Raw genomic sequence first — 17,009 nt, 5'->3', positions numbered from 1 at the left:
AAGCCGGTGAAACCGTCGGCACCGTAACCGTCCCAGCGCCAAGCGATGACGTGTTCATCGACAAGAGCACGCAGACGGTCAAGATCACCGACGCAACGGGCGGCAACTTCGAGAAGTTGGAAGTTGCTGGCAACGGTGCAACGACAACGATCAACGACACCATCGACAAGGTCGACGTTGTCCTGACCGCCACCACCACCGTCGGCGAAGGCGGCAATATCGTCTACACCGCCAGCCTTGTGGATAAAAACGGTACGCCGGTAACCAACATCACCAACCCGCTGACCGTCACCCTGGATAACGGCAAAACCATCACCATCGGTGTGAACCAATCCAGCGGCACGATCACCACCGTGGCACCCAACGACGTCTATAAAGGCGATCAAACCGTCACGACCGCCATCAAAACCGTCACCGGTGGCGAGTACTTCGAAAACCTGGTGCCAGGTACCGCAGCGGTCAATACCACCGTTACCGACACCCCTGGCAGCACTGATCTCACCAGCGTCACCCTGACCGCGCCAAGCGCTGTCAATGAAGGTGGCCAGATCACCTACACCGCGACCTTGAGCAACAAGGCCGGCAGCGACATGGTGGTCCAGTTGGACAACGGTTCCAGCATCACCATCAAGCAGGGTGCAACCGTGGGCACGGTGACAGTTGCGGCACCGAGCGATGATGTGTTCATCGACAAGAGCACCCAGACCGTCAAGATCACCGGTACCACCGGCGGTAATTTCGAAGGTGTGACCGTCACACCGGGCGGCGCGACCACCACGATCAACGACACCATCGACGATGTGACGGTGGTGCTCAAGGCCACGGGCTCGGTCAGCGAGGGCGGGCAGATTGTCTACACCGCGTCGCTGGTCGACAAGAACGGCGCGGCAGTGACCAACCTGGGTTCCGACCTGGTAGTGAAGCTGGATAACGGCGCGTCCATTACCATCGGCAACGGCAAGTCCAGCAACTTCACCACGGCCACCGCCCCTAACGATGCGTATGTCGGCGCCAACGACGTCACGACCAAAATCAGCGGCGTCGTCAGCGGCGGCGACAAATACGAGCACTTGATGGTTGATGGCAGCACCGTGGTTACCAAAGTCACGGATGTGGTCACCAACACCACCCTCAGCCTCAGCGGCGACGCATCGGTGACTGAAGGCGGCACGGCGCATTACAGCCTGACCTTGAGCAACCCGGCGCAAACCGATCTGACCGTCACGCTCAAGTACAGCGGCACGGCCACCGACGGTTCGGATTTCAATGGTGTGTACACCGTGAAGATCCCGGCCGGCGCCAGCAGCGTGCCGTTTGATATCCGCACGCTTGACGACAGAATCACCGAGCCGACGGAAAAAATCGTCATCACCATCGACAAGACCACCGGCGGCAATTTCGAGAACCTGGTGATCGACAAGGGTACCGTCAGTACCGATATCCTCGACAACGATGCGCCACCGGTCATCGACCTGGACGCCAACAATTCCAGCGGCGCCAGCGGCAACGATTACAAGACCACCTTCACCGAAGGCACCGCCGGGCCGGGTGTGTCGATTGCCGACACCGATATCAGGATCACCGACCCGGACAGCACGATGCTGACCGGCGCGACGGTCACCCTGACCAACGCGCAGGCCGGTGATGTCTTGAACATGGGCAACAACGTGAATGGCATCAGCGTCAGCACCAATAACCAGACGGGCGCCATCACCCTGACGTTGTCGGGCAGCGCGACGCTGGCTGACTACATGCAGCGCATCCAGAACATCACGTTCACCAACAACAGCCACGACCCAAGCACCACGCCGCGCACCATTACCGTGACGGTGACCGACGGCGGCAACTACTCCAACGTCGCCACCACCACTGTCAACGTGCTGGCGGTGAACGATGCGCCAGTGGCAACGGGCGGGGCCGTGACCGGTACCGAAGACACTGCGCTCGCGCTGACCTGGGCCAACTTCGGCGTGACCGACGTGGACTCGCCACAAGCCAGCCTCGGCGTGAAAATCACCGACCTGCCGGTGGCCGGCAAGCTGCAATACCTGGCAGCCGACGGCACCACCTGGACCAACGTGAGCAGCGGCCAGACCTTTACCAAAGCCCAGGTCGATGGCGGTCAATTGCGCTTTATGCCCAACACCAACGAGTCCGGCGCCGATGGTTATGGCGGCACAGGCATCGGTAACAAGCAGGCCGACTACGCACAGTTCAAGTTCCAGCCCACCGACGGCAAGGACCTGGGCACCAGCGCCACGGTGAAAGTCGATATCACTCCGGTGGCCGATGCACCGACCCTGAGCGTGGCAGATAACAACGTCACCTCGACCGGCCTGGTCAAACAGGGCTGGAACAGCATTGCCGGCCTCGGCAACAGCGGCAACGGCGCTGCACCCGATGTACTGAAAAAAGCCATCGACAATGCAGGCACACCGAACAACACCTCGGTGGTGACCAACGTCGAGTCCGTCGACAATGTCAACGCGGGTTCTGGTTCCAAGATCTCCGGCCTGATCTACATGGAAGCCGGCAAGAGCTACACCTTCAGCGGCGTCGCCGATGACAGCGTGGTGGTCAACGTCGGCGGCAAAGACGTTGCCAGCGGGCTATGGGGCACCAACAGTGGCAAGTTCAGCGGCTCGTTCACGCCAACCACCACTGGTTACTACAGCCTTGAGATCTACCAGGCCAACCAGGCGGGGCCTGGCAGCTTTGACGTCAACCTGTCGGTCAATGGCGGGGCGATGCAGAACTTGAGCACCAGCACCGTGCCGCTGTACACCGGTATCACCGACCTGACCAACGCCGGCGTAACGGTGTCCGACCTGCATGGCAGCAACGGTGACGGTTACTACGTGGGCTACAAGCTCAACGAAGGCCTGGAAAACGGCAGCGTCAAACTGTCCAAGGTCACCACCGCGCTGACCGATACCGACGGTTCGGAAACCCTGAGCGTGAAAATCGGTGGCATCCCGGCAGGCTCGGTGCTTACCGATGCGTCGGGCCATACCTTCACCGCGGGTAAAACCACGGGCGAAGTCAACGTCACCGGCTGGGACCTGGGCACCTTGACCATCAAGCCGCCGACCTACTACAGCGGCCAGTTCAACCTAACGGTCACGTCGACCTCTACCGAAAGCATCGGCGGTTCAGCGACCACCACCGCGCAATTGCCAGTGACGGTGCATCCGGCGGCCTATAACCCGGTCACCGGCACGTCGGGCAGCGACACCATCAACGGCACCGATGGCAACGACATCGTCGTGGCCGACGTCGGCGGCCTGAACGTGGTGCAGGGCAAGAACTACAACATTGCGTTCATGATCGATACATCGGGCAGCATGGGCGCGGATTCGATAGCAGCGGCGAAAGCCTCGCTGACCACCACGTTCAACTCGCTGAAAAACAGTATCGGCTCCAGCACTTCTGGCACCGTGAATATCTTCCTGGCGGACTTCAGTGACCAGGTCAATCGCACGGTTACAGTCGACCTGAAAGACCCAGGCGCACTGAATTCGCTGCAGAAAGTCCTCGATTCCATGGTATCGACCGGCGGGACCAACTACGAAGACGTGTTCAAGGCCGCGTCCAACTTCTTTAAAAGTGCACAGGCGACTGGCAACACTGGCGCAATCAATACAACGTACTTCATCACCGATGGTCAGCCGACGTTTTACCAGGGGTCCGAGCAGACCAATCCGTACTTGTACGGCAACGTCAGGCTCGATGATGTCGTCACCATGAACAACTACACCATAGGTACAGCCACACGGATCAACATCGATTCGAGTCACTTGATTGATATCAACTCTGCCGGCAAGGTGACCCTGTGGACCAACAACTGGTGGGGCTGGGCGCAGTCCAGCCCGGGAACAATCCACGCCCAAGGGGATGGCACCTATGAAATATCGGTACAAGGCGGCCTCGGGTACGATACCGACTACTCCACCACCATCAACTCCAACAGTGCGTTCGCCCTGCTCAAAGGCCTGTCCACAGGTGGCGTAGAAGCCATCGGCCTCAACAGCGGGGTCAGCCTGAATCAGTTGGCACCGTACGACAGCGATGGCAAGCCGCAAGCCAATATCGATCCGAAGGACCTGGCCAACGCGATCCTCGGCCACACCGAGGCGACGTTGCCTGGCGCTGACACCGTCATCGGGGGCGATGGCAACGACATCCTCTTCGGCGACCTGGTGAGCTTCAGCGGGATCAACGGTGAGGGTTACAACGCACTGCAGGCGTTTGTGGCGCAGAAGACCGGCGTAGCCGTCTCTTCGGTGACCGCCTCTAACGTTCACCAGTACGTCACCGAGCACTACGCGGACTTCGATGTGTCCGGCGCCAAGGATGCCAACGACACGCTGCTGGGCGGCGCCGGCGATGACATCCTGTTCGGCCAGGGCGGCAACGACCTTCTGGACGGTGGCAAAGGCAATGACATCCTGCTGGGCGGCACCGGTAACGACACGCTGATTGGCGGCCAGGGTAACGACATCCTGATCGGTGGTTCGGGTGCCGACACCTTTGTGTGGAAGGCGGGTGACATCGGCAACGATGTGATCAAGGACTTCAAGGCGTCCGAAGGTGACCGCATTGATCTGCGCGACCTGTTGAAAGGCGAGACCGACAGCACCATCGACAACTACCTCAAGATCACCACGGTAGAGGGCGTGTCGACCCTGCAAGTGAGCAGCGAAGGCAAGCTCAATACCACTGGAGGCCTGGCCAATGCGGATGTGACCATCAAGCTGGAAGGCAACGATTGGTCCCATACCAGCATCAACTCGCTGATCAGCGGTGCAGACCCGACCATCAAGATCGATCACACCGTCTAAGCTTGGGTTTATCGGCCGCCCTCGAGGCGGCCGATTTATTTGGGCGATACGTTGCTGGCCCTGGCGGCCGGTTGCATCGCATACTCGCGTCTATCAACACACGGCCAGCCTAAGGGGCTAAAGGTGTGTGGCTTATTTTCGAGGGGTTCTTATGTTTTACGTGCAACGTGATGCACAGGGCGCGTTGAGTCGCGTTGAGGCCGCCGCCTTTGCCGAATCCACCGAAACACTGCCGGCCGATCACCATGAGATCCAGGCCTGGTACGCCAACGAAGTGGTGGAAACCAGCCTGGCCCAACTCAAGCAGAGTGACCTTGAGATGATCCGGGTACTGGACGACTTGATCCAGGTGCTCACCCGCAAGGGCGTTATCAGCGTGACAGACCTGCCGCCCGCAGCCCAGGCCAAATTGATGGACCGTAACCAGGCGCGGGAAGCGTTGGGTGGGTTGAGCCAGTTGATCAATGATGATGAAAAAGGGCTTATCTGAGCCCTGGAGTTACGCCGACTCTAAAATGTGGGAGGGGGCTTGCCCCCGATAGCAGTAGACCAGTCGACACTTGGGCGACTGATACACCGCTATCGGGGGCAAGCCCCCTCCCACATGGATTCTGCGTTATTTCCAGGGCGCCGGCTCGCCGAACAGTTGGCCCTGCACCCCAAAAATCCCCATCTCGCGAATCACCTTCAGCTCACCCTCGGTCTCCACGCGCTCGGCAATCAATGGCAGGTCGATACTGTGGGCCGCGCGCTGGATGGCTTCGATAAACAGGCGTTTGTCGCTTTCCTGGTCGATGGCGCGGATGTAGCTGCCGTCGATTTTCAGGTACGCCAGGCCCAGGCGGGCCAGGTTGCCGATCATGCTGAATCGCCCACCGAAACGCTGAAGGCTCAGGGAGAAGCCCAATTCGCGCAGGCGGTGGGTCATCTGTTCCAGCACATGCTGCTCCGGCAGTTGCTCTTCACCGATTTCCAGGGTGAGGCGCGAGCCCAGGTTGCTGTGCTGGCGCAGCAGGTCATAAATGCCCTGCAGGGCCTCTGGGTCCTGCAAGGTCGCGGCTGAGAGGTTCAGCGCCAGATTATCGCTGTGGCCGGTCATCTGTTTGAGCACCTGTTCCAGCATCAAGCGGTCCAGGCGGGCGGCCCAGCCGAAACGCTCAAGCCACGGCAGGAAACGCCCGGCGGGTAAGGTATGGCCATCAAGGTCCTGCAGGCGCGACAGCACTTTGTAGTGCAGGACCAACTGCGGGTCCTGGCTGGCGACGACCGGCTGGAAGTACAGCTCGAAACGCTGCTGGGTCAGCGCCTGGTCCAAAAGCGTGTGCCAGGCATGGTGATCGTCACCGAGGCTGGCGGCGGCACTATGGTCCAGGCACACCCACGTGCTGTCACCCTGCGCTTCGGCTTGCGACAGGGCTTGATCGGCGAGGGTCAGCAGCGCCTGCGGCGCATCGCCATGATTGAACGGGGCCAGGCCGATATAGGCCACGGGTGCGACGTCGCTGGCGCCGGTGGCCTGCAGACTGAGCAACGTGCTTTCCAGGTTCTGCGCCAATTGCAGCGCTTCTTCTCGCGTCAGCCCAGGTGCCAGCACGGCGAACTCGCCGCCACGGATCCGGGTCACAAGGTTGTGGGTTTCCGGGTACGGCTCGCACTGGCGCAGCAGCTGTTCGCCGACCGCTTGCAGCAGCTGGTCGGTACGCTGGCCCCCCAGGCGCTGGTTCAGGCCGGCCAGGTCCTTGACGCGCAATACCAGCAAGTAGCCGGAGTTGGTTTCTTCAGGGTTGCTGACACGGGCGTTGAGCTGCATCTCGAAATAACGACGGTTGGCAAGACCGGTGAGGGTGTCCTGGTAGGATTCGGTGCGCAGCTTTTCGCTGCGCTCGGCCTGTTCCTGGAAGAGTGCCTTGAGCTTTTCCACCATTTGGTTCATCGCCTGCACCACCCGGCGCAGTTCGGGCGTACGCGGCAGATCGGGCAGGCTGAGGAATTCTCGACGGGCGATCGCGTGGGACTGTTTGACCATGTAGTCCAACGGTTTCAATTGGCGGCGCAGCAGCAACCCGCCAAGCACCACACTGACCGCACCGCACAGCAGTAACCAGCCAAGGCTGCCCAAGGCGCTCTGCCAGAGTTTGGCCAGGGCGAACATCGGATGGCTGACCACCTCGACACGCGCCGCCTGCTCCCAACCGCGGCTCACCAGCGCATCGCCACCGGCCGGCTCCAGGCCGATCAATCTAACGAACCAGTTGGGCACGCCGTTGTTGTCTGGAATGCCGCTGCGCTCAACGATGGTTTTGTCCGTGGCCAGGTCCACCACACGGATACTGGCGTAGTAACCGCTGTCGAAGATCGAACTGACCAGCAGCTCCACCATGGCCGGGTCATCGATATTAGGGGTGAGCGACAGCGCCAGCGCCGTCGCAGCGTCCTGCGCATGGGAGCGCAACTGGTTGACGTATTGCGTGCGCGAACTTTCCAGGCTGACCATGAAGCTGCCGCTGAAGGCGACCACCAGGAACAGACAGATTGCGATCAACAGCTGTTTGAACAAAGACATCCGATCAGTTACTCCTAGTTGGCAGGCTCGGCTGGAAAGCCTTCCGCACGCATTTTTCTCAACACATCCTGCCAGCGCGACAAGCGTTTGGTATCGCCGACCTTCTTGTTGCCTTTGGCGCCGGGCAGGTACAGGCCCTCGGCGTTGAATGAATACACCGGAATCAAATCGGTACGGCGGGTAGCCGGCAGGATGTCGTCCATCAGGCTGTCGAGCACCAGCGGGATTGCGTCGGGGGTCGAATAGTAGGTCAAGACCATATGTGCGCGATTCTGACGCAAGGCCTTGACGTAGGTAATGCGCAATTTGTCGCTGGACACACCCAGATGACGCAAACTGAAATACTTGGCGATGGCGTAGTCTTCGCAGTCACCGGCTCCTTTCCAGAGGGCTTCGATGGGTGTCTCCCAATAATCGACCGCGTGCCAGAGATCGATGTCTTCCACGTAGGTCATTTGTTTGTTGAAAAACAAGTTAACGACCTTGAGCTGTTCTTGTTCGCTGACCTGCTTTTGAGTGGCCAACAGCCGCTGCCAGGCGTCAATACGCTGCTGGCCTTCACCCAATGGCCCGTAAAGGGCGCTGGCCTTTCGGCTGATCTGCGAGAAATCCCAATCGGCATGCAGCCCGCCAAGCATCAGGCCGGCCAACAAGATCGCTGATAAAAGCCAGCAAAGAACTCGATAGGGAATAAAACTTACCGCCAAGGCGTTCAGTCCATGAAGAGAGACGGGATTTGAGGGGATGGTGAAGCTTCGTCTCGGAAATAACAATGGCATAGTGAGATCATCGATCGGTAGAGCGACTTGTAACCGCCTGATGTGAGACGCACAAAATACACGCTGTAAGCCCTTACAAACGGAAACTCTGGCGGTTTGACAAGCGCTTGGGCCATCTCTAGTGTTCATTGGATCCAATAAAACGCACTTTATTATTCTAGAAAGGAGGGCAGCGTAACCGTGACGCCGAAGCCGAACCCTTTAAGCAGCATCAAGGTCAGCGGGCCTATTCCCGCTCACCTTGCCCGCGCCGTTATTGAAGAAACGTTGCGCAACGCCATTCTCGATGGGCGGTTGCCCTGTGGCACCGCCATGCGCCAGCAAGAGCTCGCCAGCCTGTTCGGCGTCAGCCGCATGCCGGTGCGCGAAGCATTGCGCCAGTTGGAAGCACAATCCCTGCTGCATGTGGTGACCCACAAGGGCGCGGTGGTCGCCCCCTTGATTGAGGACAATTCGGCTGAGACCTATGCCCTGCGCATGCTGTTGGAGTCCGAGGCCTTGCGCTTGTCGATCCCACTGCTCACTGAGGCTGATATCGCCGAGGCAGAAGCCTGTATCAATGCGCTGGAGTGTGAGAAAGACTACAGCGAGATAGGCCGCCTCAATCGCCTGTTCCACATGGTCTTGTATGGCAAGGCGCCTAACCATCGCCTGCTCAAACTGGTGGAGCATGGGCTGAATGAGGAAGAGCGGTTTCTGCGCTTCAACCTCGAAGCAATGGGGCTGGGCGAGACGTCACAAGAGGACCACCGCGAACTGCTCAGCCTGGTGGTGCAGAAGAAAATCGACGAAAGCATCCTGACATTGCGTAATCACTTGATGCGAGGCATGGAGGTCATCAATAGATACCTCAATGGCCTAGAAACTGCCAACAAAGAAAGTACGTCGTAACGCGTTCGCATTTTTCTTTTAGTCTTTACACCGCGCGGCACCTTCCCTTGCCAGGAAACGTCCCGCGCTGGTAGCGCTGTAGACAACTCGCAAGTCTTAATAACCGGCGTTATATAAGGAAAATTCTCACACTTAAAACAACTCTTTCACTCGGAAGCTTATTCTCGAAAAAACATCTAATACATTTACAAGCTCATCCAAACGTTTAATCAGTTTACTATCACCCGCCAACCCAATAAACCTTTCAGTCAGCTGGCCGCGCAATGAGCCCGTGCTTGCCGCGTGGGCACACCTTAACGTTATCTTCTGTCTAACAACTACAAAACTCCATCACTGCAACTAGAGCAGTCGCAACAATTTTATAGGCGTCAACCATGCATCATCATTTGTTTGAACAAAAAAAGCTGCAACTGTGCAACCATCCGTTATTTGCAGAAATAACTTCGCATACCAAACTACAACACTTTATGGAGAGTCATGTATTTGCGGTTTGGGACTTCATGACCCTGACCAAACGCCTGCAACAAGATCTTACATGTACCCAGATACCGTGGCTTCCGCCCACTGATCCACAGGCCGCACGCCTGATCAATGAGATCGTGCTGGGCGAAGAGTCGGATGAACATCCAACGCGGGGCCATTGCAGTCACTTTGAGCTGTACCTGGACGCCATGGTGGAAGTGGGCGCCGACACCCGCGTCATCACGCGTTTCATTGACCTGCAACATCAGGGCGTGGAGGTAAGCGCAGCGCTGCAAATGATCGGCGCGCCTCCCGGTGTGCCGCGCTTTGTCGACAGCACATGGCAGATCGCACTCAGCGCTCCCACTCACTGCGTAGCGGCGGCCTTTCTGCATGGTCGTGAGGGCGTCATTGCCTCGATGTTCGAGCGCCTTCTGTGCAGCAGCCCCTTCATTGCTCGTCAGGCGCCCACTTTATGTCACTACCTCAAGCGTCATATCGAACTGGATAGCCAGGAGCATGCTCCGGCGGCGGAACAAGTGCTCCAGCGTCTGATCGGCGCAGACCCGATTCGCCAGCAACAAGCCGACAGCGTTGCTCTCGAGGCGCTGGAAAGCCGCATGACCTTCTGGGATGACGTACAGACCTCGATGCAAGAGGTTCATCCATGAGCGCTATCGACTACCGCTCCTTTGCCGAAGACTGGGAGCGTCGCGCAACCATCCGCACTCGCCCGCGCCGCGTGTTGGAAAACGACGGCAAGCTGATCTTTCCCTTGTACCGCCAACCGCTGGTACTGAGTGCGACCTTTCTCGAGCACTGCCCGCAATCGCGCGACTTTGTGCTGGCGCAAAGCTTTTATCGATTCATCCATGACATCGTGATTTTCGAAACCGAAATCGTCGATAAGACTGCCCGCAGCATCGCCAAGAATCGCTTCTCACTGCCCCTCCCCCTCGCCTGCCGCTACGACGCGATGACCGTCGTGGTGGATGAGGATTACCACGCCTTGGTAGCCCTGGACTTCCTGCAGCAAGCCGTCGAGTTGACCGGTATCCAGCCGCTCGACCTGCCCGGGCAGATCGAACTGAGCCGCGCCTTGCCGGCAGCGCAGGCGCAGGCACCAGAGCACTTGCGCGATGCGGTTGAGTTGATCGTTGTGGCCATCGCCGAAAACACCGTCACCCATGACGTGGCGGCCTTTTCCAAGGACGACAGTGTCAAGTCGTCCGTGCGCGGCTTGATGGCCGACCACCTGTTTGATGAAGGGCGCCACGCACAGTTCTGGACACAGTTGGTGCGCATCTACTGGCACTCGGCAAGCGCGGAGGATCGGGACAGCATTGCCGCTGTGCTACCGACGTTCCTGGGCCATTACCTGACCAACGACCTACAAAAAGGCTTCGACCTGCAGTTGATCGAGCACTTGGATATCAACGTCGACGTTCGTTCGGCGCTGCAGGATGAAATCGTTGCGATGGACTTTCCCATCACCCGCCAGCACCCGCTGGTTGGCAACATCATGAGCTTCCTGCATCACAGCGGCCTGCTGCAGACCTCCAGCGTGGCACGAGTCCTGGACGACTATTTGCCCGCGCTGGGGAGATTGGCATGAGGCGCCTGACGATTGAATGGCGCGTTGCCGGTGACGCGCTGGATGCCCTCAAGCATGTGCTGGAACACTATGGGCATGCCGTGGGGGCGGAGTCGGTCGACCTTGTGATTGAGGACGGTAGTCAGCCACCGTCAGACCTGTCCAGAGACGCGGCCTGGATGAGCTTGCGCCTGGGTATCGGCCCACTGTCCGAAAATGGGCTGCCCAGGCTTCAGTTTCGCTGCTACGACCGAGAGCGGCGCCTGGTGGCCGTGCACGATGTTGCCCACGAGCCCAGCGGCAACGGCCAGCGACTGCGGCGCCGGGCGGCGAACGCCTTGGTGGAGTGGGCAGCGTCATTGGTCAGCGGATTCTCAAGAGATCCAGGCTTTTTCTGCGCAATGACCAGCTCCGACCCCCTGCCTGAACAAGGCTTGCACGGGCTGGAGGCGCTGGCGTTCATGCATCGATTCAATCGTACGGCCGATGCCGCGCTGCTTCGCGCAGCACAAGTGCCCATGATCGAACGCCTGCAGGCCAGCCTTCGCGCCTTCGCCAATCGCACAGCGCTGAATATCGCGGGTCGCGTGGTGACTTATCGCCAACTTCAAGAAAAAGCCATGGCGATTCAGCAACGCTTGCTGCCCCTGTTGGAGGGCAATGAAACCCCCTCGGTGGTGGGTGTGTGCCTGGAAAAATCTACTGAGCTCTACGCGAGCATTCTGGCCGTGCTGGGTTGCGGCGCGGTGTATTTGCCACTGGCCCCGGATCATCCGGTAAAACGCCAGCACCGCATGTTGATAAGCGCAGAGGCCTGCGTGTTACTGGAAAATGGTCTGCATCCGCTGCGAGATCATTTCGTTTCGATTGACGTGAGTACGCTCGCCTCACGCGACATCGACCCGACTCAACCGCTGATGCGTCATCGTCCCCACGCCAATGCGCCATGCATGGCACTTTTCACCTCCGGCACCACCGGGCAGCCCAAGGGTGTGCTGCTCAGCCAACATAATCTGGCGCATTTCACCGCCTGGCTTAGTACCTGTGTGGCGCTGGATGATAAGAGTCGCGTCCTGCAATTTTCACCGCTGAGCTTTGACTCCTCGCTGATCGATATTTTCCCCGCCTTGATGGCGGGCGCAGAGCTGATTGTTCCCAGTGCAGAACAGCGTCAGGATCCTCAGCAATTGGTCGAGTTGATTCGCGTGCAGCGCGTCACCCACGCTTTTCTGCCACCGGCGTTGCTCAGCATCCTGCCGCTGGACCAGCCTCTTGGCCTCTCCCACCTGCTCACCGGCGGCGATTTTTGCGAGCCCTACGTGATCGAGCGACTGGCAGGCCAATGCCAGTTGCACAATCTCTATGGCCCCACCGAAGCCACAGTACTGGCAACCCATCGAACGTTTCGGCTCAGTGACAGCAATCGCAACATCGGTTTACCCATTGCCAACAGCCAGGTCCTGATCCTCGACGACCATTTGCAACCGGTGGATGAGCAAGTGATGGGCGATCTGTACATCGCAGGCCCTGGCGTCAGCCAGGGTTATATGAACGCAAAGCCGCAAGCTGACTCGCCGTTCGTCAAGCTGGCGCTGCCTGATGGACAATGGCTGCAGGCTTACCGTAGCGGCGATCTGGCGAAATGGACGCCGGACGGGATCGAGTTGGGCGGTCGACGGGATGATCAGGTCAAGATCCGCGGCTTTCGCGTCGAGCCTCAGGAGATTGAGCAGTGCCTGCGCAGCAGTCGGTTGTTCCGCCAAGTAGCAGTGGTGATTGATCAGGCATGCAGAATCATTGGCTTTGCTGCCCAGCCCGAACCCGGCGCCACCCTGGCCAGGCTGAAGGAGCATGCCAGGCACTGGCTGCCTGAGCATATGCAACCCGTCGCCTGGAGCGAACTGCCGAGCCTGCCCTTTTCGAGCAACGGCAAGATCGATCGCACGGCGTTGCGGGCGGTGCCGAGTGCGCGCCCCCAGGAAAGGATTCGTCGCAGCACCCACACGCCAGTCCAGGCGCAGTTGGTGGAGCTGTGGGGGGAGTTGTTGGGGTTGTCTGCCAGCGAGGTATCGATCGACGACAGCTTTTTCAACCTCGGTGGCCATTCGATCCTGCTGTCCACCTTGTTACTGCGCCTGCGCGAGCAATTTGGCCGCAGCTTCTCCTTGAGCCAATTTTTTGAAGCGCCGACGATTCGTACTCTTGCCTTACAGCTGGAGGGCGAAGCGCTGCCGGATACATCTTTTAGCCAGATGGAACACGATGCATCCCGAGCCCTGAAGCTTGAAGTGCTACCTGAGACCCGCGCAGGAGACCCGCGCAAGGCGATTGTCACGGGAGCCAACAGCTTCGTCGGCGTGCATATCGTCCAGGCATTGCTGGCGGGTGGAGCGCAAGAAGTAGCGTGCCTGGTGCGGGCGCTCCCCGGCCAGTCGGCGGCGGACCGATTCACTCAGGCGCTGCGCGAATATCGCCTGGAACAATTGGACCTGCGCCGAGTGCAGGTGTACGCCGCAGACCTGCGCCAACCGCGCCTGGGCCTATCCTGTGAGGCGTATGAGCACCTCGCCCGTCATCATGGCGTGCTTGTGCACAATGCGGCGCAGGTCAACCATGTGATGGACTACAAAGCGCTCACCAAGGACAACGTCGAACCGGTGTTTGAATGCCTGCGCCTTTGCGAGACCCACTGCAAGAAGGTCTTCAATTTCATTTCGACGCTGTCGGCCTGCAGTACCCTCGACACTGATCGGTATGTGCTCGAAGCACCCGCCAGCCGCGCATTACCGATCTATGTCAAAAATGGCTACAACCTCTCGAAATGGGTGGCCGAGCGATTGCTGGGGCGTGCAACTGAGCAAGGAGCCTGGGTGAATATCCATCGGCCGGGCAATATCAGTTTCAACAGTCAGAACGGCGTCTGCCAACCCGATAAAAATCGCTTGATGTTGATGCTCAAGGGGTCGCTGCAGTTGGGTAGGGTCCCTCGAATGGAAGGTAACTTCGACCTGATGCCGGTGGACTTCCTGGCACGCTTCATTGCGTTTCACAGCCGGCGTTTTGTCGCAGGGCGAAACGTATTCAACCTGCACAATCCGCAACCGCTAAGCTGGGACCAGTACCTTGACGCGTTCAGCCAGGCCGGACATACCTTTGAACGGATAAGCCTTCAACAGTGGCAACGCGCATTGAGAACCGTAGGCCATGACAATGCATTGTTCGGCGTACTGGGCTTCTACCTTGATGGGGTGGGTGAGGACATCGGCGACACTTCGATGATCCAGTACAGCAATGCCCAATGGGGGTTGGAGCAAATGGGCACACACTATCCGCCCAAGAGCCCCGCGCTGTTACGCAAAGGCTGTGACTACCTGAGGACCATCGGCTTTCTCTGAGCGGCTTCAGGGCAGTCGGAGCGGGAGGCCTCGCTCCGACTGCCGCCAGGATCAGATTTTGAAGCTATCGACCAATTGCTTCAATCGACTGGCCTGTTGGGACAGCGCATCGCAATCCTTGAGCGTCTCGTTGAGATTGGCCACGCCTTGCTGGTTCAGCAGGTTGATCTGGTTGATGTCGACGTTGAGGGTTTCAACCACCGCCGTTTGCTCCTCGGTAGCTGCGGCGACTGATTGGTTCATGCCATCAATCTCAACGATTCGCTGTGTCACGCTGATCAGACGCTCGCCAGCCTGGTTAGCCACTTCAACGCTTTCTTCGCTGGAAGCCTGGCTGGCGTTCATGGTGGTCACCGCTTCACGCGAACCCACTTGCAGGGAGGTGATCATCTTGTGAATCTCTTCAGCCGATTCCTGGGTACGGTGAGCCAGGTTACGCACCTCATCAGCTACCACGGCAAACCCACGCCCAGCTTCTCCGGCACGGGCTGCTTCGATGGCCGCATTCAGCGCGAGCAAGTTTGTCTGCTGGGAGATGCCCTTGATCACATCGAGGATGTGACCAATGTTGTCGGTACTGGCGTTAAGGGTCTCGATCTGAGTGCAGGACAGGCTGATTTTCTGCGACAGTTCCGACATTGCCTGGATGGTTTGCTCGACGACCTTGCGTCCATCGTCAGCTTGCTCACTGGCACCGCTGGCATGCTGCGAGGCATCAGCGGCGTTACGGGCGATTTCCTGGGTGGCGGCGCCCAGCTCGTTGATCGCTGCAGCCACGCTGTTGGTACGTGCACTCTGCTCGTCTGAGCCGATGATCGACGCGTTGGACGATGCCATCACGCGCTGGGACAAGTCATGCACCTGGCGTGTCGCCGAGGACACTTCGGAAATCGAGGCGTGGATACGCTCGACAAACTGATTGAATGCGCTGCCGACTTCGCCGAACTCGTCTTTGCTCGTAACGTCGAGGCGTCGGGTCAGGTCGCCTTCGCCTTGGGCAATATCCTTCATCGCGACGCCCATCGTGGTCAGCGGACGCAACAACACCTGGATCAACATACTCAGCAGCACGGCAATCGCCACTACGGCGATGAGCATTGCTATCAATGCTGAAGTGCGAAATTTACCCAGTGCGGCATAGGCTTTGTCTTTGTCGATAGACAGACCGATGTACCAGTCAGCCCCGGGCAAACCGCTGATTGGCGTAAACGAGAGAATACGGTCCTGTCCATTGAGGACAACCTCCTGGTTAACCTTCTCGATGCGCACCTGGGCGCCTGGGTAGATGTCTTTGAGGTTTTTCATCACCTGGTCCTGATCAGGACTGACGATGACTTGGCCGTCACCACTGACCAGGAACGCGTGGCCGATACCGCCGAAATCCACCGAGTTGATGATCTTCACCAAGGTTTGCAGGCTCAAGTCTCCACCCACAACGCCCAACAGCTCTCCGTTCTTCTTCACCGGCATCGCGATCGTCACGATCTGGCCGCCCACAGCTGCCATATAAGGCGGGGTAAGCATGGTTTTGTCGGCTGCTACGGCTTGCTTGTACCAAGGGCGCTGACGCGGGTCATAGCCATCGGGCATCTTCGCATCGGGACGCTGTGTGAACACACCGTTGATTTGACCCACGTAGGTAAACTGGAAGTTGGAGGTGAACGCCGGTTGATCGACCAAACCCGGCAGATCGGCGCCACTCCCTTGATGAGCAACGTTTTGTGCCAGGTTCTCCAGAACCAGAATGCGGCCGCTGAGCCAGTTCTGCACGCTGCTGGCGGTAAGCTCGCCGGATTGCTGGATGGAGGACGCCAGGTTTTGCCTGATCGTGTTGCGCTGCAGGTAATCGTTATAGAGCGTGAACAGCGCAAAGGCCAGAACCACGACGCCTGACGCCGCCAACAGAATTTTATGACTGAACTTGAGATTCATTTCATCGACTTCTTTTGCCAAAGGGGGGTGAGCGTGCCGAGTGGAACATTCCATGTAACGCAATAGGCGGACTCTGCGATCGCTCTATTTCGGTGCACGCATGGCTCGTCAGGCTTTCGGCCAGAAAACGATAAATCTTAGAGTTTTGTGTGAATCTTCCTCTTTTAGAGCAAGGGCCCGACAGGCGGTAGACATGCAGTCGATTATCAGCCGTTTGCAGCCTTAAACGACAAAACCCCTGTCTGCGTTAGCAGACAGGGGTTTCGGAATTGAATCTTGACGATGACCTACTCTCACATGGGGAAACCCCACACTACCATCGGCGATGCATCGTTTCACTGCTGAGTTCGGGATGGGATCAGGTGGTTCCAATGCTCTATGGTCGTCAAGAAATTCTGTGTACCAGACCGTTGTGCTAGCAACGTACTGGTGAAATTCATGAGCTTCTACATAAACAAAACCCCTGTCTGCATAAGCAAACAGGGGTTCTGGAATTTAATCTTGACGATGACCTACTCTCACATGGGGAAACCCCACACTACCATCGGCGAT

The 17,009-nt window shown here is 58.5% G+C and carries 8 protein-coding genes, 1 rRNA gene and 1 pseudogene; 6 read left to right on the top strand and 4 right to left on the bottom strand.

The features are described from left to right. Window positions 1-4,841 (top strand): annotated as a pseudogene (locus tag CIB54_RS26695) (LapA family giant adhesin); the annotation flags it as partial. Between the two features lie 151 nt (window positions 4,842-4,992). Then, window positions 4,993-5,331, top strand: a complete 339-nt coding sequence (locus tag CIB54_RS26690; RefSeq protein WP_057725300.1) for a hypothetical protein — start codon at window positions 4,993-4,995, stop codon at window positions 5,329-5,331. A 126-nt stretch (window positions 5,332-5,457) separates the two neighbouring features. On the opposite strand, the gene lapD is transcribed toward CIB54_RS26690, so the two are convergent. Together lapD and lapG are read right to left on the bottom strand one after the other, a co-directional pair. Then, window positions 5,458-7,404, bottom strand: a complete 1,947-nt coding sequence (gene lapD / locus CIB54_RS26685) for a cyclic di-GMP receptor LapD (RefSeq protein WP_101221440.1) — start codon at window positions 7,402-7,404, stop codon at window positions 5,458-5,460. Window positions 7,405-7,418: 14 nt separating this feature from the next. Next, a complete protein-coding gene (gene lapG / locus CIB54_RS26680) occupies window positions 7,419-8,183 on the bottom strand; it encodes a cysteine protease LapG (RefSeq protein WP_332871820.1) in 765 nt (254 codons plus the stop codon). 180 nt (window positions 8,184-8,363) lie between these two features. On the opposite strand from lapG, the gene CIB54_RS26675 reads away from it, so the two are divergent. The 4 genes from CIB54_RS26675 (at window position 8,364) to CIB54_RS26660 (ending at window position 14,525) form a co-directional block, all read left to right on the top strand. After that, window positions 8,364-9,074 carry a GntR family transcriptional regulator gene (locus CIB54_RS26675; RefSeq protein ID WP_065952221.1) on the top strand — a complete coding sequence of 237 codons (711 nt, stop codon included), beginning with the start codon at window positions 8,364-8,366 and terminating at the stop codon, window positions 9,072-9,074. A gap of 374 nt (window positions 9,075-9,448) precedes the next feature. Further along, window positions 9,449-10,207 (top strand): DUF3050 domain-containing protein, encoded by a 759-nt coding sequence (locus tag CIB54_RS26670; protein ID WP_101221439.1) that lies wholly within the window; start codon window positions 9,449-9,451, stop codon window positions 10,205-10,207. Then, window positions 10,204-11,151 (top strand): diiron oxygenase, encoded by a 948-nt coding sequence (locus tag CIB54_RS26665; protein WP_101221438.1) that lies wholly within the window; start codon window positions 10,204-10,206, stop codon window positions 11,149-11,151. The genes CIB54_RS26670 and CIB54_RS26665 overlap by 4 nt, the downstream gene beginning before the upstream one ends. Further along, a complete protein-coding gene (locus tag CIB54_RS26660; RefSeq protein ID WP_101221437.1) occupies window positions 11,148-14,525 on the top strand; it encodes an amino acid adenylation domain-containing protein in 3,378 nt (1,125 codons plus the stop codon). Before CIB54_RS26665 ends, CIB54_RS26660 begins: the two co-directional genes overlap by 4 nt. A 51-nt stretch (window positions 14,526-14,576) precedes the next feature. Here CIB54_RS26660 and CIB54_RS26655 read toward each other — a convergent pair whose 3' ends face one another. Together CIB54_RS26655 and rrf are read right to left on the bottom strand one after the other, a co-directional pair. After that, complete coding sequence (locus tag CIB54_RS26655; protein ID WP_101221436.1) at window positions 14,577-16,457, bottom strand: methyl-accepting chemotaxis protein; 1,881 nt, start codon at window positions 16,455-16,457, stop codon at window positions 14,577-14,579. Window positions 16,458-16,731: 274 nt separating this feature from the next. Next, window positions 16,732-16,847, bottom strand: a 5S ribosomal RNA gene (rrf, locus tag CIB54_RS26650). Window positions 16,848-17,009: the final 162 nt, after the last annotated feature.

Origin of the sequence: Pseudomonas fluorescens (genome assembly GCF_002837185.1) — a bacterium.
GTDB classification, from domain to species: Bacteria; Pseudomonadota; Gammaproteobacteria; order Pseudomonadales; family Pseudomonadaceae; genus Aquipseudomonas; species Aquipseudomonas fluorescens_AM.
Note: the sequence above shows the minus strand (reverse complement) of the source record. Positions and strands in the feature narration are given on the sequence as shown.